General features: G+C 71.0%; 18 protein-coding genes. 9 read left to right on the forward strand and 9 right to left on the reverse strand.

Annotated elements, in window-relative coordinates:
- Together N2041_RS03815 and N2041_RS03820 are read left to right on the forward strand one after the other, a co-directional pair.
- On the forward strand, positions 1-654 hold the full coding sequence (locus N2041_RS03815; protein ID WP_297675979.1) for a M23 family metallopeptidase: 654 nt from the start codon (positions 1-3) through the stop codon (positions 652-654).
- A 115-nt stretch (positions 655-769) separates the two neighbouring features.
- A complete protein-coding gene (locus tag N2041_RS03820) occupies positions 770-2,593 on the forward strand; it encodes an ABC transporter substrate-binding protein (RefSeq protein WP_297675982.1) in 1,824 nt (607 codons plus the stop codon).
- Between the two features lie 109 nt (positions 2,594-2,702).
- Here N2041_RS03820 and N2041_RS03825 read toward each other — a convergent pair whose 3' ends face one another.
- Positions 2,703-3,530 carry a hypothetical protein gene (locus N2041_RS03825; protein ID WP_297675984.1) on the reverse strand — a complete coding sequence of 276 codons (828 nt, stop codon included), beginning with the start codon at positions 3,528-3,530 and terminating at the stop codon, positions 2,703-2,705.
- A 162-nt stretch (positions 3,531-3,692) separates the two neighbouring features.
- Here N2041_RS03825 and N2041_RS03830 point away from each other — a divergent pair, with 162 nt between their 5' ends.
- From N2041_RS03830 to mgtE, 3 genes are all read left to right on the forward strand, one after another.
- Complete coding sequence (locus N2041_RS03830; protein ID WP_297675986.1) at positions 3,693-3,911, forward strand: hypothetical protein; 219 nt, start codon at positions 3,693-3,695, stop codon at positions 3,909-3,911.
- A 4-nt stretch (positions 3,912-3,915) separates the two neighbouring features.
- The gene (locus tag N2041_RS03835; protein ID WP_297675988.1) at positions 3,916-4,926 is read left to right on the forward strand and encodes a GNAT family N-acetyltransferase; all 1,011 of its coding nucleotides are present in this window, start codon (positions 3,916-3,918) and stop codon (positions 4,924-4,926) included.
- Between the two features lie 236 nt (positions 4,927-5,162).
- Positions 5,163-6,506, forward strand: coding sequence for a magnesium transporter (gene mgtE / locus N2041_RS03840; RefSeq protein WP_297675990.1), 1,344 nt, complete (start codon positions 5,163-5,165; stop codon positions 6,504-6,506).
- Positions 6,507-6,516: 10 nt separating this feature from the next.
- Here the strand turns inward: mgtE and N2041_RS03845 are convergent, their stop codons facing one another.
- A complete protein-coding gene (locus tag N2041_RS03845) occupies positions 6,517-7,272 on the reverse strand; it encodes a class I SAM-dependent methyltransferase (protein ID WP_297675992.1) in 756 nt (251 codons plus the stop codon).
- Between the two features lie 79 nt (positions 7,273-7,351).
- Positions 7,352-8,098: a hypothetical protein gene (locus tag N2041_RS03850; RefSeq protein ID WP_297675994.1), complete on the reverse strand. Its 747-nt coding sequence runs from the start codon at positions 8,096-8,098 to the stop codon at positions 7,352-7,354.
- A 105-nt stretch (positions 8,099-8,203) separates the two neighbouring features.
- Between N2041_RS03850 and N2041_RS03855 the strand changes: the two genes are divergently transcribed.
- The 3 genes from N2041_RS03855 (at position 8,204) to N2041_RS03865 (ending at position 11,004) form a co-directional block, all read left to right on the forward strand.
- On the forward strand, positions 8,204-8,539 hold the full coding sequence (locus tag N2041_RS03855; RefSeq protein WP_297675996.1) for a helix-turn-helix transcriptional regulator: 336 nt from the start codon (positions 8,204-8,206) through the stop codon (positions 8,537-8,539).
- Between the two features lie 115 nt (positions 8,540-8,654).
- Positions 8,655-10,703, forward strand: a complete 2,049-nt coding sequence (locus tag N2041_RS03860) for an MMPL family transporter (protein WP_297675998.1) — start codon at positions 8,655-8,657, stop codon at positions 10,701-10,703.
- A 28-nt stretch (positions 10,704-10,731) separates the two neighbouring features.
- Entirely contained in the window at positions 10,732-11,004 is a 273-nt protein-coding gene (locus N2041_RS03865) for a DUF2892 domain-containing protein (RefSeq protein WP_297676000.1), read from the forward strand.
- A 69-nt stretch (positions 11,005-11,073) separates the two neighbouring features.
- Here the strand turns inward: N2041_RS03865 and N2041_RS03870 are convergent, their stop codons facing one another.
- From N2041_RS03870 to mnmA, 5 genes are all read right to left on the reverse strand, one after another.
- Positions 11,074-11,334 carry a glutaredoxin family protein gene (locus N2041_RS03870; protein WP_297676002.1) on the reverse strand — a complete coding sequence of 87 codons (261 nt, stop codon included), beginning with the start codon at positions 11,332-11,334 and terminating at the stop codon, positions 11,074-11,076.
- A gap of 10 nt (positions 11,335-11,344) precedes the next feature.
- Positions 11,345-12,304 carry a prolipoprotein diacylglyceryl transferase gene (gene lgt / locus N2041_RS03875; protein ID WP_297676004.1) on the reverse strand — a complete coding sequence of 320 codons (960 nt, stop codon included), beginning with the start codon at positions 12,302-12,304 and terminating at the stop codon, positions 11,345-11,347.
- Between the two features lie 72 nt (positions 12,305-12,376).
- On the reverse strand, positions 12,377-13,132 hold the full coding sequence (locus N2041_RS03880) for a hypothetical protein (protein ID WP_297676006.1): 756 nt from the start codon (positions 13,130-13,132) through the stop codon (positions 12,377-12,379).
- 60 nt (positions 13,133-13,192) lie between these two features.
- A complete protein-coding gene (locus N2041_RS03885) occupies positions 13,193-13,852 on the reverse strand; it encodes a hypothetical protein (protein ID WP_297676007.1) in 660 nt (219 codons plus the stop codon).
- A 149-nt stretch (positions 13,853-14,001) separates the two neighbouring features.
- A complete protein-coding gene (gene mnmA / locus N2041_RS03890; protein WP_367187681.1) occupies positions 14,002-15,129 on the reverse strand; it encodes a tRNA 2-thiouridine(34) synthase MnmA in 1,128 nt (375 codons plus the stop codon).
- On the opposite strand from mnmA, the gene rsfS reads away from it, so the two are divergent.
- Positions 15,120-15,512, forward strand: coding sequence for a ribosome silencing factor (rsfS, locus tag N2041_RS03895; RefSeq protein ID WP_297676010.1), 393 nt, complete (start codon positions 15,120-15,122; stop codon positions 15,510-15,512). The two genes, mnmA and rsfS, sit on opposite strands and share 10 nt — an antisense overlap.
- Before the next feature lie 15 nt (positions 15,513-15,527).
- Here rsfS and N2041_RS03900 read toward each other — a convergent pair whose 3' ends face one another.
- Positions 15,528-16,406, reverse strand: a complete 879-nt coding sequence (locus tag N2041_RS03900; protein ID WP_297676012.1) for a crotonase/enoyl-CoA hydratase family protein — start codon at positions 16,404-16,406, stop codon at positions 15,528-15,530.
- Positions 16,407-16,531 lie beyond the last annotated feature (125 nt).

The raw sequence follows: 16,531 nt of genomic DNA on the forward strand, positions 1-16,531 counted from the left end.
ATGGAGACCCCAGCCTTCGGACCTGCCCTCATCGAACGTGCCAACTATATCGGATTGCCGATGACCGGGACGATCACCGCGGCATTCGGCAGCCGCACCATCCCGGAACACGCCGGCGGCCACACGGGCGCCGATATCGCCGCCCCCGCCGGCACCCCCGTACGCGCGCCGGCCTTTGGCGTCGTGCTCGAAACCCGCAGCGGCGACCCCGTCTTCGGCAGCGCCGTCGAACTCCGCCACCCCGGCGGCTGGCGCACCCTCTACGCCCACCTCAGCCGCATCGACGTGGCGCCCGGCCAGCCCGTCCGCCCCGGCGACGGTCTGGGCCTCTGCGGCTCCACCGGGCTCAGCACCGGCCCCCACCTCCACTGGGGCCTCGCCCGCGGCCACAGCCCGGCCGTCCGCGGGTCGGGCCTCGCCGACCCCCTCGCCTTCGTCGCGCCGGCCCCGCTGCTCCTCGACGAGGCCCGCCTCCTCGGCGCCGCCGCGGCCGCCGTCTACGCCGGCCTCCAGGCTGCGGCCACCCTCTTCGCCAGCCGCGACGAAGACGACCTCGCCGTCTACCCGCCCGGCTCGCCGGCCCGCCTCATCCTCGAGATCCAGCGCGCGGCCAACCCCTTCCTCGCCCGCTGGCTGGCTGCGGGGGCCGAATGATTAAGGGAACGCTAAGCAGGTGCATCGACAACAGGCTGATGATGCGTATACTCCGCGGCGGCGGGTTCTATGGCAGCTATAGAGCCCGCCGAACGAACGAGGGGGATTGCTCAACGTGCCTGACAGCAACAACTACTGGACCCGCAGACTCGCCCGCCAGGGCATCACGCGGCGCCGCCTGCTCGGCAGCGCCGCCGTGACCGGCGTCGGCGCTGCCGCGCTCGGCCTCGTCGGCTGCGGCGGCGGCGACGATGACGACTCCGGCGGCCAGCCCACCGCCACCCGCCCCGCGGGCGGCGCCTCGCCCACCGCCGCCGCCTCGCCCACCCAGGCCGCGAAGCAGAAGGGCGGCATCGCCAAGTTCACCTCCGCCGGCAACACCTGGGACACCTTCGACATCGACCGCTCCCGCTTCACCCCGGTCTCCACCCTCTTCGGCTGGACCAACCTCGGCGTCGTCCAGTGGGACAGCTACACCCAGGGCAAGATCGGCGGCGCGCTCGCCGAAAAGTGGGAGCAGCCCGACAAGCAGACCATCGTCTTCACCCTCCGGCCCAACGTCTTCTGGCACGACAAGCCGCCCGTCAACGGCCGCGCCACCAAGGCCGAGGACATCGCCAAGTTCATCCAGCGCAACGTCGCCGGCAAGCTCCGCGACGGCACCGACGACCCGAACTTCTACCGCAAGTCCGCCTTCCAGGTCGTCGACAAGGTCGAAGTCGTCGACGAGAAGACCGTCCGGGTCACCCTCAAGAGCCCGAATCCGTTCTTCCTCAACACCCTCGCCGGCGCCTACGCCAAGGTCCAGGCCCCCGAGGCCATCGACGCCTTCGAAAAGGACTACGCCAACCTCAAGCCCGAACTCGTCATCGGCACCGGCGGCATGGTCCTCAAGTCCTTCAAGTCCGAAGGCGAACTCGAACTCGTCCGCAACGAGAAGTTCTACAGGCAGGTCAACTGGGACGGCGTCCGGTATCTGAACCTCTTCACCGACCAGACGGCCCAGCTCGCCGCCTTCGAACAGAAGCAGCTCGACTCCTTCACGCCCACCCAGAACGCCGTCGCCGACGACCTCCTGAAGCGCTACCAGGGCAAGATCACCGAGTCCAAGCAGTTCTCGGCGAACCCCCAGGCCGGCACCTACTACGGCGGCGCCGCCCCGTGGAACAACCCCAATCTCATCGGCGCCATCTTCCGCGCCTTCGACCGCCGTGCCCTCGTCCAGTCGCTCCTCCAGGGCAACGCCGTCCTCTCCGGCAACGTCCCGCCCACCCAGGCCGCCTTCACCATCACCGAGAAGGAGCTCATCACCTTCCCCGGCTACCTCGAGGACCGCGCCAAGGAAGAAGCCGAGGCGAAGAAGATGTGGGAAGCCGGCGGCGGTCCCGCTCTCGGCGAAATCATCGTCGACATCCCCGACATCTGGGAAGGCCTCTACTCCGGCGGCGCCGCCCTCATCACCAACCAGCTCCAGAAGGTGCTCGGCAACAAGTTCACCGCCAAGATCGAGCCCTACTCCACCATCACGACCAAGATCGTGAAGCAGGAGTACGGCAACGGGAAGAACAACATCTGGTACGGCTGGATCACCGAGATCACCGACCCCGAGCCCTCCCTCCTCAACTTCCTCAGCTACAACTCCAAGAACCCGCAGTTCCAGCAGTTCGGCGTCAAGATCGACAAGGTCGACCAGCTCACCGACGCCCTCATGCAGGAATTCGACATCGCCAAGCGGCAGGAGATGAACAAAGAGATCGTCCGCGAGCTCATCAAGAACTACGGCGCGGGCATCCCCTACACCCTCGTCGGCGTCTCCCGCATCATGCGCTGGAACTACTTCAAGACCGGCGAGATCGTCCCCTTCGTCACCAGCCACCAGGCCGTCACCGAAGCCTGGTTCGACCAGACCGACCCGACCTGGCAGGGCCGCCCGGCCTAGGCCGCGGCGCCGCTGCTCCCGGCCGCCAGCGCGGAGGGGCTGCCATCCCGGCAGCCCCTCCCTCATGTCGGGTTGCGGGCCGCGTCGGCCCCGCGCCCGGCCAACTGCGCTAGTAGTACGCCGGCCCCGGTCCCGTCCCGCCCTCCAGCCGCGCCAGCGCCGGCCAGTTCCGCGCGTCGAGCCGCAGGAGCGCTGCATACTTCCGCGCCAGCTGGAGGTGCCGCTCGTCCTTCGTCTCCCGGTAGCGGTTGAAGGCGTCCAGCATCCTGTCCGCGATGAGCTGCATGTCGATGCCCATCACGTACCGGTCCGAGATCTCGTTCAGCGCCTCCACGTACACCTCGAAGAAGCGCGCCAGCCGCTCCAGCGTCGCCCGGAGCCGCACCCACTCCGCCATGTCGTGCCGCGCCGCCATCTCGTAGTACCGCCGCCCCAGCGTGATGAAGTACTGCCGGTCTACGTGCGGCGCGCCGCCCATCCGCCCGGCCGCCCGCTTCCGGCCGAGGCTCGCCGGGAACACCCCGGAGATGAACAGCGCGTTGTCACCGTACTTCCGGTACGCCTCGAAGGCGTTCTGGTACGCCCCGCTCGGGTTCGCGGTCTCCTTCAGCAGATCCGCGAGGTACGGCACGTAGCCCCGCCCCGGCCCCAGCGAAAGCTCCGAGGCCTGCAGATACCGCTCCAGCAGCCGCCCCAGGTAGGTCAGCGTCTCCGCGTCGCGGCTCCGCCTGTTCACGTACAGCGCCTTGATCAGGAACAGGTCCAGGATGTCGCCCAGCCGCAGCGCCGTCAGCTCATCGATGTCGTCGTAGAAGTCGCTGATCAGCTGGTCCACCTTCCGCGCGAAGGCCCACGTCGCCACGTTCGAGCCGTCGTGCGCGCGGATCGTCTCCCGCAGCCCCGCAATCTCCTGCGTCAACAGTTCCGGGTCCGCCATCGGCCTCCCTCCCTGCTGAACTTCTCCCTTATCCGTAGCGAACGGCGTTTCGCCCCGTCAAGCACATCCGGGTTCTCCCCGACACCCGATACCCGGCGCCCGTTTCGCGGTTCCCGTAGCGCCGTTCCACGCTCCCGGCCCCGGACGGTAAAGTCATACGCGATGACGGAAAGCCACGAACCGCTCCGCCTCGCCGCCCGCTGCCTCTACCTCCAGGTCACCATGGGCGATTACCGCCACGGCCGCGGCCTCCTCAACCTCTGCCGCCACATCGTCCGCGACGGCCGCGAATGCGTCGGCCCCTTCCTCGAAGACACCGAAACCGCCTGCGGCCTCTGGGAGGAGCGCCCCCGCTCCGGCACCTACGGCCTCCGCGGCTGACCCGATGGACGACGCTCCCGGCCTCGATACCCCGTCCCTCATCACCGCCGAGGAGTTCGCCGCCCTCGCCCCCGAATGGGAGGCGCTCGCCGCCGCCGTGCCCGGCGCCGCCCCCTTCCATCTCCCCGGCTGGCACCGCGCCTGGCTCAGCGTCTTCGGCGCCGGCGCCGAACCCGTCTTCCTCGCCATCCGCCGCGGCGAAACGCTCATCGGCGTCGCCGCCCTCGACCTCCAGCCGGCCGGCGCCCGCGACCTCGGCGACCCGGATGTCCGCGACCTCGCCGGCCCGCTCGCCCTCCCCGGCGCCGAACCCGCCGTCGCTGCCGGCATCCTCGAATGGCTCCGCGAAGACCTCACCCGCGTCCTCGAGCCCTGGGGCATCCCCGCCGGCAGCCCCTGGCCGGCCGCCTTCGAAACCGCCGCCGCGCGCTGGGGCTGGAGCTTCGCCGCCGAACCCGAAGCCGTCTGCCCCGGCGCCGACCTCCCGGCGACCTTCGAAGCGTTCGTCGCCAGCCTCCCGAAACACGACCGCCACGAACTCCGCCGCAAGCTCCGGAACTTCGAAGCCGCCGGCATTGCCGCCTTCGAACGCCTCGCCGGCGAGGCCGTGCCTGCCCGCCTCGACCTCCTCTTCGACCTGATGCGCGCCAGCAGCGCCGCCAAGGCCGCCTTCCTCACGCCCTCGATGGAGGCCTTCTTCCGCGCCCTCGCCCGCGAGTTCGCGCCCCGCGGCCAGCTCAGCCTCGGCCTCACCACCCTCGACGGCCGGCCCGCCGGCGCCGCCCTCACGTTCGAGTTCGGCGCCGCCGTCTTCCTCTACAACAGCGGCTACGACCCGGCGCTCGCCCACCTCGCCCCCGGCCTCGTCAGCAAAGCGTGGGCCATCCGCGACGCCATCGAGCGCGGCTTCCGCAGGTTCGATTTCCTCCGCGGCGACGAAGAGTACAAGCGCCGCCTCGGCGGCCAGCCCCGCCAGCTCCTCCGCCTCCGCCTCGAGGACCGCGCCGGCCGGTAACCTCCAACAGGTGTCGACCGTTTCCCCCGTTGCCGCTACCGTCGAGGGAGATGAGCGAAATTCCCGGGAAAGGAGGCCGCGCGATGAGTCCCGACGGCAGTCACCTGCCACCCTGCCCCTGCTCCGCATCGGCGGCCGCCCGCGCCATCTCCGCCCGGGGTCGTTAACCACCCCCGCGGCCTCCCCGGCCAGGCTGGCCCGGCGCGCAGCCGCCCCAGCACCCGAGGAGGTTCCCCGTGACCCAGGCCATCGTCATCGACGACGTCCGCCGCCTGATCGACCGCCGCGACTGGTTCGGCCTCCGCGCCGAACTCGAAAAGTGGAACCCCGGCGAACTCGCCGACCTGCTCGACGCGCTCGACAGCCGCGAGCAGGCCCTCGTCGTCCGCCTCCTCCCCCGCGACCGCGCCTCCAACGTCATCGCGCAGGTCGGCGTCCACCGCGCCCGCCGCCTCATCGAAGGCCTCGAAGACCGCGACACCCGCCGCCTCCTCGCCTCGCTCCGGCCGGACGACCGCACCGCGCTCCTCGAAGAGCTGCCCGGCCCCCTCACCCAGCACCTCCTCAACCTCCTCCCCGCCGAGGACCTCGCCGAGGCCCGCGCTCTCCTCGGCTACCCCGAGGAGAGCATCGGCCGCGTCATGACGCCCGACTACGTCGCCGTCCGCCCCGAATGGACGGTCGAAGAAGCCCTCGCCCACATCCGCGCCATGGCCCGCCGCGCCGAGACCGTCAACGTCGTCTACGTCGTCGACCGCTCGTGGCGCCTCCTCGATGCGCTCGAACTCGCCCGCTTCATCACCGCCCGCCCCGGCCAGCGTGTCGCCGACCTCATGGATGGCCAGTACGTCGCCATCTCCGCCTTCGCCGACCGCGAAGAAGCCGTCCGCCTCATGCGCCAGTCCGACCTTCACGCCCTCCCCGTCGTCGATTCCGACAACACCCTCGTCGGCATCGTCACCATCGACGACGTCCTCGATATCGCCAGCGAAGAAGCGACCGAAGACTTCCACAAGGTCGGCGGCGTCGCCCCGCTCGATACGCGCTACCGCGATGCCAGCCTCCTCCAGCTCTACCGGAAGCGCGTTCCCTGGCTCGTCGGCCTCGTCGTGCTGAACCTCGCCTCCTCCACCGTCATCGCCGCCTACGAAGACGTGCTCGCGAGCACCATCGCGCTCGCCTTCTTCATCCCGCTCCTCATCGACAGCGGCGGCAATACCGGCGCCCAGTCCGCGACGCTCGTCGTCCGCGCGCTCGCCACCGGCGAATTCGACCGCGGCGGCTGGGCCCGCGCCTTCGCCCGCGAACTCGCGGTCGGGCTCGCCCTCGGCGCCAGCATGGCCGCGGCCGCCTCCGTCCTCGGCATCTTCCGCGGCGGCCCCGAAATCGGCCTCGTCGTCGGCATCGCGATGTGCCTCATCGTCATCACCGCCAACCTCGTCGGCGCCGTCCTCCCCTTCCTCCTCAGCCGGCTCCGGCTCGACCCGGCCGTCGCCTCCAGCCCCCTCATCACCACCGTCGCCGACGTCGCCGGCCTCGCCATCTACTTCACCACCGCGGCCGTCATCCTCGGCGTCTGAGGCTGCCCCGCTACGTCCGAACCGCGCGAATGACGGCGATCGGCTGGGCGAACCCCCACGGCGCATCGCGGAGTTCGAAGGCGGCCCGGAGCGCCGGCGTCGCCTCCGCGAAGAGCTGGCGGATCATCGCCACCTTCTCCGGCGGCGTCCGCTGCCGCGCCGCCCAGTCCGCCCCGTCGAGCGCCAGCACCATCCGGTGCACCATCTCGGCCTCGAACCCGCCCGCGCGCAGCATCCGCAGCCACTCCGAGCCGCGGTAGTCCCGCACGTGCGAGGGGTCGCGGAGGAACTCGATCGTGTTCAGGAACGTATCCGCCTTCGCATCCTCCGGCGCCACCGTGTCCGAGAGCACGAACCGCCCGCCCGGCCGCAACACCCTCCGCACCTCGTCGATGACTCGCCGCACGTCCGCGAAGTGGTGCGCCGCCGCCCGGCAGGTCACGGCATCGAACGTCCCGTCCTCGAACGGCAGGTGTGCGGCGTCCGCCTCGCGGAACTCGATGGTGCCGATGCGCCGGCTCGCGGCGAGGTCCGCCGCCGCGGCCAGCATCTCCGGCGTCAGGTCGACCGCGACCACCCGCGCCGCGTGCCGCGCGCAGGCCATCGCGGTGTGGCCCGCGCCCGTCCCGAGGTCGAGCACCGTCTCCGCGCCCGTCAGCCCGGCCGCCTCGACGATGACCGGCAGGTCTGGCCCGCTCGCGTGGTAGGAGAACGTCGCGTAGGCGGAGGCCGCCTGCCCGAACTGCTCCCGGACATCGCCCGCCATGGCGCGCACCTCCCCGCACAGGATGCCGCCATCGTGGCACGCCCGTCCTGCCCTGTCGATGCGCCCCCTCGGCGCCGGCTCAGCGCGGTGTGAACGAGGTCGAGGCCGTCCAGGTCATGCCGTTCTTCGTGGCCGTCACATCGATGACGACGGTGTAGCCCTTCGTCGCCGCTCCGATGCTCCGCTTGCAGGTCGCGACTCCGTCCGGGCCCGTCGTCGTGTCGCAGCTCGACGTCGTCGACTTGAACCGCCACCTCGAGGTGACCGTCGCACCGGCCGGCGAGCCGCCCGTGCAGGAGAGGACCGCCGTCAGCGTAACGTCCCCGTTTTGCGGCGGAGTCGGGTCGCTCACCGACGCCGAGAGCGTGCAGCTCATCGCGGGCGCCGGGACGGGCGTGTTCGTCGGCGCCGGACGGGTCGGCGTGGATGTCGGCGGTGGCGGGGCTGCAGCGGCCCTGGTCGGCGTCGCCGGTGCTGTGGCCGGTGTCGTCGCGGTCGGCGTCGGAGTCGGAGGCTGGGGCGTCGCGGTCGGTGCAACCGGCGTCGGCGTCGCCGGCGCAGCGGTTGGCGTAGCGGTCGGCGAGGGCGACGGCGACGTGCTCGCTGCCAGCGACGTGGCGTCCGCCTGCCGGTCGGCGGCCGCGGGAGCGGCGGCTGCCGAACCCCCGTCCGTGGTGTTCGCCTGCCGGTTCTCGGCACCGCCCGATGTGGCGGCGACCAGCAGGAACAGGGTCCCGAACCCCAACACCGGCCCTTTGACCTTCCACGGCCACGACCAGAACTTCGCGAGCCCCCGCTTCCCGAGGCGGAGCACAGGCTGCAGCACGCGCATCGTTCTCCTCCGTCACATGATGTTTCGGCCACCAATCACCGCTTCGACAGCCGCCCGCCCCCTTGCGCTTCATCGCTCTATAGCGATAGAGTTCGATCCATGGCCGAGATGGTCCCGCCCCACCTCCTCGAACCCGTCGCAGAACGCTTCCGCATCCTCGGTGATGCCACCCGCCTCGCCATCCTGCGGACCCTCATGCTCGAAGGCGAACTCAACGTCTCCCAGCTCGTCGACCGCCTCGAGATGAGCCAGGCCAACATCAGCAAGCACCTCAAAATCCTCGCTGATGCCGGCATCGTCGCCCGCCGCGCTGAAGGAACGGCCGCCTTCTACCGCGTCACGGACCCGACGCTCACGACCCTCTGCGACCTCGTCTGCGGACGCCTGCGCGAACAGGCCGAAGCCGAGGCACGGGCCTTCTCGACCACCCGCTGACCCCGAAACCCCATCACACCACCCGCGGAGGAGCACCCCCTTGGACCAACCATCGCTGCATCGTCATGAACCGGTACACTGGCGGCCCGGCCCACTCGGCCGGGTCGGCCGCTGGATGGCCGCCCGCCGCCTCCCCGTCATCCTCGCCTGGGTGCTCCTCGCCGGCGCCCTCGGCGTCTTCGCCCCGAAGCTCGAACACGCCCTCTCCGGCGCCATGTGGGAGGTCGAAGGCTCCGACTCCCTCGCCGCACGCCAGGTCATCGAACGCGAATTCGGCGGCCTCTCCTCCCAGTCCGCCGTCGTCGTCATCTGGTCCGATACCGCGACCGCCGACGACCCGGCCTTCGCCGCGAAAATCGCCGCTGCCCAGGCCGTCTTCGCCGGCGAACCTGCCCTCGGGCACGCCCTCCCGCCCCAGCCCGGCCCCGATGGCCGCACCGTCATGATCCAGGCCGGCGCCACCGTGAGCCCCACCGAGGCCGTCCGCGCCGCCGAGCGCATCGCCGACGATATCGGCGCCCTCGATGATCCGAACGTCCACGTCGCCCTCACCGGCTCCCCCGCCTTCTGGGCCGATTTCAACGCCGTCAACCGCGAAGGGATGATGAAGGCCGAGATGCTCACCTGGCCGGTCACGGCCCTCATCCTCGTCGTCGCCTTCGGCTCCCTCGCCGCCGCCGGCCTCCCGCTCATGCTCACCGCCGCCGGCCTCATCTCCGCCATGGGCGTCCTCTACGGCATCACCCGCGTCACCGACCTCTCCATCTGGACGCTCAACTTCGCCATCATGTTCGCCCTCGCCCTGGGCATCGATTACGCGCTCTTCATCGTCTCCCGCTTCCGCGGCGCCATCCACGCGACCCCGAACGACCGCCTCCTCGCCGTCGCCGTCACGATGGATACCGCCGGCAAGGCCGTCCTCTTCTCCGGCCTCACCGTCCTCATCAGCCTCTCTGCCATCCTCCTCGTGCCGATCCCGGCCTTCCGCTCCATGGCCGCCGGCATGATGCTCGCCGTGGCCTTCGTCCTGCTCGCGGCGCTCACGCTGCTGCCCGCCGCCATCGGCCCCTGGATCAACCGCCTCGCCCTCCCCTGGCACTCCGTCGGCGAACACCGCAGCCCGTGGTGGGCCGCCTTCGCCCGCCGCGTCCAGCGCCGCCGCGGCATCCTCGCCCTCGCCTCCGTCGCCCTCCTCCTCGGGCTTTCCGCCCCGCTGCTCCGGCTCGAAACCGGCATGCCCTCCATCTCCGTGCTTCCAAAGGATGAGCAGGCCCGCGAAGGCTACGAAGCGCTCGCGACCCGCATGGGCCCCGGCGCGCCCGGCCCGATCCAGGTCATCGTCCCCGCCGACGGCGACCCGGCGGCCGTTGCCGAGGCCGTCGCCGCCACGCCCGGCGTCGCCATGACCTATCCGCCCCAGCCCGGCGCCGGCGGCTCTCACCTGATCACCGCCATCACGGCCTTCGACCCCTCCAGCGAAGCGATCATGGGCGTCGTCGCCTCCCTGCGCGACCGTCTGCCCTCGCAGGTGCTCGTCGGCGGCCCGGTCGCCGAGAACTACGACCTCGACCAGGCGCTCCGCTCCACCGCGCCCCTCGTCATCGGCATCGTCCTCGTCCTCGGCTTCCTGCTCCTCCTCTTCGCCCTCCAGGCCGTCTTCATCGCCTTCGCCGGCGTCGTCTTCAACCTCCTCTCCGTCGGCGCGGCCTTCGGCGTCGGCGCCCTCGCCTTCCAGCACGGCTGGCTCGCCGGCCCGCTCGGCTTCGAAAGCCAGGGCTACCTCACCTCCTGGGCCCCGCTCTTCTTCTTCGCCCTCGTGTTCGCCATCTCGATGGACTACACCGTCTTCCTCCTCGCCTCGGCCCGTGAGCACTTCGAACGCTCGAACGACCCCGACGAGGCGATCGAAGGCTCGCTCGCCCACACCGGCCGGCCGATCGTGGCCGCCGCCGGCGTCATGATCGCCGTCTTCTACACCTTCGCCCTCGCCGGCACGCTCCCGATGAAGGAGATGGGCCTGATCCTCGGCACCGCCGTCCTCGTCGATGCCTTCATCGTCCGGCTCGTCCTCGTCCCCGCCGTCATGTCGATGGTCGGGCGCCGCGCCTGGTGGCTGCCCCGCTGGGCCGACCGCGTCCTGCCCGATGTCCGCTTCGCCCACTGACCGCCGAATCCCCGAAAGGAGTCCCGCCATGCAGCGCACCGCACCCGTCAGCGAACCCCGGCCCGGCCGCTTCCCCCGTTTCGTCGCCTCGAAGCCGGGCCGCCTCCTCCGCGTCGCCTTCGGCGCATCCCTGGTGGGCGCCGGCCTCTTCGCGGTCGGCGGCCCGGCGGGCATCGCCCTCGCCGCCTTCGGGCTCGTTCCCATCGTGACCGGCGCGCTCAACCTCTGTCCGGTCGCGCCGCTCTGGGGCGGCCACTTCTTCGGCGCGAACTACTGCGAGGCCCGGCCGCCGAAGCGTTGATTCGTCCCTTCCCGCGAACGCCTCGCACCGGGGCGCCGGCGCCGTCACTGGCCCGGCGCCCTTCGCCGTTCACGGGCCGTGGCGCTCCGCCAGCAGCGCCTCCAGCTCCGCCGCGAGCGCCGGCTCCGCGATACGCCCCTGCGCGATCACCCGCCCCTCCGCTTCGATGACCGGGATTTCGAGGAAGTACTTCGCCTCCAGCTCCGGGTCGCTCGCGATGTCCACCGCCTCCACCGCCAGCGGCAGCCGCCGGCCGATGCGCGCCAGCAGCACCTCCGCCCGGTCGCAGAGCCCGCACGCCCGGCCGCGGTAGAGCGTCACCCGGAGCATCGCCCGCTGCTCAGGCGCGGGTCGCCGCCGCCCCGGCCCCCGTCTGCCCCTCGTCCTTCGGCGGCGCGATGTCCTCCGGCAGCCGCCCCCAGACCCGCATCGCGTATTCCGGCGTAATCGGCCCCGGCTTCTTGTAGAGGATGCCCGCCGCGATGACCGCGATGCCGAGCGTGATCGCTGCCGTGATCTGCGGCACCGGCACCCCGCCGATCACCTGCTCATCGACCCGGAAGTACGAGAGGAAGAACCGCATGATCCCGTACATCGCCACGTACGAGCAGAACACCCACCCGGGCACCTTGATCACCCGGTAGCAGACGAACAGCAGGATGCCCAGGATGATGAAGTCGCCGAGCAGCTCGTAGCCGCCCGCCACCGGGTGCACCGCGTACGTATCCAGCGGCCGCAGCGGGTTGTTCGGGTCCTGGTTCAGCAGGTTGTACTGGTACTGCGGGCTGTCCGGGTGGAGGTACTTCACCCCCCACGGCAGGTCCGTCCGCTTCGCGATGTGCTCCCCGTTGATCAGGTCGCCGATCCGCCCGATGCCCTGTCCGAGGATCATCCCCGGCGCCGCCGCATCGAGCCCGATGCCGATCGGCCACTTGTGCCAGATGGCGTAGATGAGCCCGCCGAGCACGCCGCCCACCAGCCCGCCGTAGAGCGTGATGCCGCCTTCCGTGATGCCGAACACGATGCTCGGCAGGTCGTTCTGGAAGCGATCCCAGTGCTCGACCACATAGAACAGCCGCGCACCGACGATCGCGCAGGGCACGCCGACCAGCGCAATCTCCTGCGCCACCTCCACCGGGATGCCGTCCCGCTTCGCCAGCCAGACCGAAAGCGTGACGCCCGCGAGGATGCCGATAGCCGTGAACAGCCCGTGCCAGGTCAGCGTGAACGGCCCGAATTCGGCCATCACGGGATTGATGTCGATGACGATGGCGAGGAAGGGGAGGGAGATGGCGCCCATAGCTGCGCACAGGGTAGCGCCGGCCGCCCCCACGCGATAGGCCCGGCCCGCCGCTGCCCGGAAAGGCCCCGTTCAGGCCGGCCGGCCCGGCCGCCGCGCCCGCCGCTCTGCCGCCCGGACCGCCGCCGCGTGCGCGCGCTCCTCCGCCGCGTCATCGAGCGGCGGCAGCTCCGCCCCCGGGCCGTACCGCCGACGCAGCCCGGCGAGGATGAGCGCATCCGCCAGCGCCGGGTTCTTCGGCAGCAGGCTGCCGTGCAGGTAGGTGCCGATCGCATTGCCCCGGATGGCCCCCTCCGTGCCGTCCTCCGCGTTGTTCCCGAAGCCGAGCCGCACCCGCCCGAACGGCTCCTGCCCCGGCGCGAGGTACGTCCGCCCGCCGTGGTTTTCGAACCCCGCCACCTCGCCGAAGCGCGTCTCGACCACGATATCGCCGATGCACCGGTCCGCCACCGGCCCCGGGTGCCGCGTCTCCGCATCGAAGACGCCGATGCCCGGGATGACGCTCCCGTCGTGGTCGATGTACCGGTGTCCGAACAGCTGGAATCCGCCGCAGACCGCCAGCACCGGCAGCCCGCCCTCCACCGCCTCCCGGAGCGCCGGTCCCCGCTCGACGAGGTCCGGCGCAACCCGCCGCTGCTCCCGGTCCTGTCCCCCGCCGATGAGCACGAGGTCCGCGTCCAGGGGGTCGAACGGGTCGCCGATGTCCACCGGCAGCACCTCGCAGCGGATGCCCCGCCGCGCGCACCGCGCACGGACGGCGATCGCGTTCCCGCGGTCGCCGTACAGGTTCATCACCTCCGGGTAGAGGTGCGCGACCCGCAGCTCCATGCCCCCAGCGTAACAGGCGGGAGAAGGGAGCAGGGAGGAGTCTTTCCCCTTCCCCGGGGGCTACTGCTGCTGGCCGCCCTCCGGCTTCGCGCTGCCGTCGCGGCCGATCGCCGTCTTCACGACGACCTTCACGCCCTGGATCGTTCCCTCGACCGCGCGCCGGACGCGCACCGCCGCCGCTTCGCTGATCTCGCCGGCCGCTTCGACGGCGCCGGTGGCTGCCGCGCTCGCCGCCTCTTCGGCCGTGATCGTCGCGCTCTTCGCGGCCTCGATGGCCCCCTCCACCGCGCCGACCGCCGCCGCGGTCACATCGGCCCCGACTTTCGAGGCCTCGCTCACCGCGCTCCGCGCCGACAGCGAAATCGCCGAAACCGTCTCCGTCCCGGCTTCCGAGGTCCCCCGGACCGTCCCGATGACGGCTGCCTTCGCCGCATGCCCGACCGAGGTCGCCGTGACGCTCGCCGCCTCGACCGTCGTCGAAAGCGTCTTCGAGGCCGTCGTCACGGCCTTCCCGACCACCTCGCCGACCGCATCGATCGCGCCCTTCGTCGCGTTGATGGCGAGGTTCGCGACGGCCCCGCCGGTCTCGCCCGTCTCCCGGACGATCGTTTGCACCGTATCGGCGACCGTCTCCACCGCCGCCGAGGTGATCTCGCCCGTCCCGCGGATGACCCCGATGATGCCCTCTTTCACCCGCCTGCCGATGTCGTGCTCATCCATCTCGCGCCTCCCGGCAAAGGATGCGCGGACCGTATCGCAGCCATATGAACATTTCAAGACGGCGTCCGCCCCGTGCCGCCGGAGGTTGGAGGTTGGAGGTTATCGCTCCTCCCTTCTCCCTCTCTCCCCTTCTCCCTACTCCCTACTCCCTACTCCCTACTCCCTCCTCCCTCCTCCCTCCTCCCTACTCCCTCGATCGTGCCCCCGCCCAGCACCTCTTCCCCCCGGTAGAACGCAATCGCCTGCCCCGGCGTGAGCGCCCGCTGCCGCTTCTCGAACCGCAGGAGGGCCCGGCCCGGCCCGGCCGCCTCCAGCACCGCCGGTGCCGGCTCCGCCCGGTAGCGCGCCTTCGCCTCCAGCCGCGTCCCCGGCGGCGGCGCCTCCCCGGCCACCCACGTCACCTCCGCCGCCTCCACCGTGTCCGCGAACAGCGCCTCCTCCGGCCCGATCGTCACGATGTTCCGCGCCGCGTCGATGCCCGTCACGTACCGCGGCTCGCCCGCCGCGACCCCCAGCCCCCGCCGCTGCCCGATCGTGTACGCCGCAATCCCCCGGTGCTCCCCGATCACCCGGCCGGTCTCGTCGCGCAGCTCCCCGGGCACTTGCGGCACCCGCGCCTCCACGAAGGCCCGGTAGTCGTTCCCCGGCACGAAGCAGATCTCCACGCTGTCCGGCTTCGCCGCCACGTCGAGGCCCAGCCGCGCCGCGTGCGCCCGCACCTCGTCCTTCGTCAGCCCGCCGACCGGCAGGAGCAGCCGCCGGAGCTGCTCCTGCCCCAGCATGTACAGCACGTACGACTGGTCCTTCGCCGGGTCGATCCCTCGCAGCAGCCGGTACTGCCCCGCGCCGGCGTCGAACACGACCCGCGCATAGTGCCCGGTCGCCACGTACTCCGCCTCCAGCGCCGGCAGCCGCTCCAGCAGCGCGCGGTACTTGATGTGCTCGTTGCAGCGCACGCACGGGTTCGGCGTCCGCCCCGCCGCGTACTCGGCCACGAACCGCTCCACGACGTGCTCGCGGAACTCGCGCTCGAAGTTCATCACGTAATGGCGGATGCCCAGCTGCCCGGCGACCCGCCGCGCATCGTCGATGTCCTCGATGCTGCAGCATTGCTGGTGGCCGCGGAACTCCTCCGGCCGCTCCTCCGTCCACAGCCGCATCGTGACGCCCACCACGTCGTAGCCCTGCTCGAGGAGCAGCGCCGCCGCGACGGAGCTGTCCACCCCGCCGGACATCCCGACCACCACCCGGGGGCGTCGCGTCACCTGTGTTACCATTCCTTTCGCCCGCACCGGCGGGCAGGAGTTCGCGTCTGAGTCCCGAGACCCTCGCGCAGCGCGCCGTCGATGTGCTTTCCGAGCATAAAGCGCTCGATATCGCCCTCATCGACATCTCGCGGACGGCGACCTTCACCAACTACTTTGTCATCGCCACCGCGCAGTCGCCACTCCAGTTCGACGCCCTCGTCGAATACCTCGAGCGCGACCTCGGCCCGAAGGGCATCCCGCTCCGCCACCGCGAAGGCTCGCCCGAGTCCGGCTGGGTGCTCCTCGATTTCGGCGACATCATCGTCCACCTCTTCACCGCCGACCAGCGCGAGTACTACCGGCTCGAAGAGCTCTGGGGCCGAACCTCCCCCGTCGTCCGCTTCGCCGACTGACCCGCCGGACGGGATTCAGCCCCGCTCGTCCCGCGGCCGTTCGCCGTAGTCGCCGAAGGGCGCATCCCGCCGCCGGATCGTCTCCCGGAAGCCCAGCTCCCGGAAGCTCTCCACCCAGCGCAGCGCCTCCTCCGTGTGCCGCGTGATGCCGTCGAACAGCGTTCCCAGCAGCTGCGTCGTCCGCAGCCCCATGTTCTCGAACGCCTGGTTGATGAGCAGCTTGTTGAGCGCCAGCTGGTTTGCCGGGATGTTCCGGAACCGCCGCGCGTACGCCTCCGTCCGCTCCGCCAGCTCCTCCGCCGGGTACACGTGTGAAACGAGCCCGATCCGGTAGGCCGTCGCCGCGTCGATCTGGTCCCCCGAGAGCAGGAACTGCTTCGCGTGCTCCAGCCCCAGCCGGTAGACCCAGAGCATCGTCGTCGGCGTCCCGTAAATCCGCGACGGCGGGTAGCCGATGATCGCGTCCTCCGCCATGAAGATCAGGTCGGCGCAGAGCAGCAGGTCCGTCCCGCCGCCCAGCGCATAGCCGTGGACCTGCGCGATGACCGGCTTCGGGCACTCCCAGAGCGTCATGAACCGCCGCATGTTGTGGCCCATGAACTGGAGGTCGCGCACCGGGTCCCAGGCGCCGGGCCGCGGCTCCGGGTGCGGCGCATCGAACCGCCGCGGCCAGGGCACGCCGCCGGCGCCGGGATTCAGGTCGTATCCTGCCGTGAACACCCGCCCCGCCCCCCGCAGCACGATTGCCGAGACCGCCGCCGATGCCGTCGCCCGCTCCACCGCATCCGCGATCCCCTGGATGACCGCCTCGTTCAGCGTGTTCAGCTTCTCCGGGCGGTTCAGCGTCACCACCGCGATCCCGTCGCGCTCCTCGTACAGCACCGGCTCGGCCATCGCGCGGAGTATAGCGAGAAGGGAGGAGGGAGAAGCGAGCAGGGAGAAAGGGAGAAAGGGAGAAAGGGAGAAAGGGAGAAAGGGAGAAAGGGAGAAAGGGAGAAAGGGAGAAAGGGAGAAAGGGA

Origin of the sequence: Tepidiforma sp. (assembly GCF_026419595.1) — a bacterium.
Lineage (GTDB): Bacteria > Chloroflexota > Dehalococcoidia > Tepidiformales > Tepidiformaceae > Tepidiforma.

What these genes read in the sequence shown, in the direction of transcription:
- N2041_RS03815 (WP_297675979.1), top strand. Translation starts at nt 1, where the DNA reads ATGGAGACCCCAGCCTTCGGACCTGCCCTCATCGAACGTGCCAACTAT.
- N2041_RS03825 (WP_297675984.1), bottom strand. Translation starts at nt 3,530, where the DNA reads ATGGCGGACCCGGAACTGTTGACGCAGGAGATTGCGGGGCTGCGGGAG.
- N2041_RS03830 (WP_297675986.1), top strand. Translation starts at nt 3,693, where the DNA reads ATGACGGAAAGCCACGAACCGCTCCGCCTCGCCGCCCGCTGCCTCTAC.
- N2041_RS03835 (WP_297675988.1), top strand. Translation starts at nt 3,916, where the DNA reads ATGGACGACGCTCCCGGCCTCGATACCCCGTCCCTCATCACCGCCGAG.
- N2041_RS03845 (WP_297675992.1), bottom strand. Translation starts at nt 7,272, where the DNA reads ATGGCGGGCGATGTCCGGGAGCAGTTCGGGCAGGCGGCCTCCGCCTAC.
- N2041_RS03855 (WP_297675996.1), top strand. Translation starts at nt 8,204, where the DNA reads ATGGCCGAGATGGTCCCGCCCCACCTCCTCGAACCCGTCGCAGAACGC.
- N2041_RS03860 (WP_297675998.1), top strand. Translation starts at nt 8,655, where the DNA reads ATGGCCGCCCGCCGCCTCCCCGTCATCCTCGCCTGGGTGCTCCTCGCC.
- N2041_RS03865 (WP_297676000.1), top strand. Translation starts at nt 10,732, where the DNA reads ATGCAGCGCACCGCACCCGTCAGCGAACCCCGGCCCGGCCGCTTCCCC.
- N2041_RS03870 (WP_297676002.1), bottom strand. Translation starts at nt 11,334, where the DNA reads ATGCTCCGGGTGACGCTCTACCGCGGCCGGGCGTGCGGGCTCTGCGAC.
- lgt (WP_297676004.1), bottom strand. Translation starts at nt 12,304, where the DNA reads ATGGGCGCCATCTCCCTCCCCTTCCTCGCCATCGTCATCGACATCAAT.
- N2041_RS03880 (WP_297676006.1), bottom strand. Translation starts at nt 13,132, where the DNA reads ATGGAGCTGCGGGTCGCGCACCTCTACCCGGAGGTGATGAACCTGTAC.
- N2041_RS03885 (WP_297676007.1), bottom strand. Translation starts at nt 13,852, where the DNA reads ATGGATGAGCACGACATCGGCAGGCGGGTGAAAGAGGGCATCATCGGG.
- mnmA (WP_367187681.1), bottom strand. Translation starts at nt 15,129, where the DNA reads ATGGTAACACAGGTGACGCGACGCCCCCGGGTGGTGGTCGGGATGTCC.
- N2041_RS03900 (WP_297676012.1), bottom strand. Translation starts at nt 16,406, where the DNA reads ATGGCCGAGCCGGTGCTGTACGAGGAGCGCGACGGGATCGCGGTGGTG.